The 567-nt window shown below is 65.6% G+C and carries 1 protein-coding gene; it reads left to right on the top strand.

The features are described from left to right. Positions 1–451 precede the first annotated feature (451 nt). Positions 452–567, top strand: a 116-nt coding sequence (locus tag ETD96_RS44265; protein ID WP_138642411.1) for an Lsr2 dimerization domain-containing protein, incomplete at its 3' end; no start/stop codon positions are given.

Genomic DNA, 567 nt, shown 5'->3' on the forward strand with positions numbered 1-567 from the left:
GGGGTTAGCGCCGTTACGTCAGCGTTAATCGTTGGCGGCGGTGCCGGTGTGCACCGCCTGTTAAGGTCCGATCAGGGACTTTCCGTCCGGAGCGGCTCCCGCGTCCGAAAGCCGGAGCTCCCGCAAACCCCGAACCCCGAGCCGTGCAAACCCGGGCCAAAGCGCGCGCGCCCGCCCAGGTCAGCGTGGTCCGCAGTGACACTGGTCACGCCGCGAAAACCTCGGCCCGCGTCCCGGCGCCCGCAAATTAGCGGATGCCGGGCCGTCGCCGGTCCTCGTGCGTCCCGCCGACGCTCCGGAAACGACGAGGCCGATTACGCGCGGTCACCGGCGGAAGGGGACTTCGATCCCAGTGCCGGTTCATCGGGAGTGCTGGAATTGTCATCCGCGGAGTTCTCGGTATATCTTTGTCAACCGATTGAAGTTTGCTCCAGCCGAAAGGTCTGTCCCCATGGCACAGAAGGTTCAGGTGCTTCTCGTCGACGACCTCGACGGTGGCGAGGCGGACGAGACCGTAGCGTTCTCGATCGACGGCGCCTCCTACGAGATCGACCTGAGTGGCGCCAA

This window comes from Actinomadura geliboluensis (assembly GCF_005889745.1).
Classification (GTDB): Bacteria; Actinomycetota; Actinomycetes; order Streptosporangiales; family Streptosporangiaceae; genus Spirillospora; species Spirillospora geliboluensis.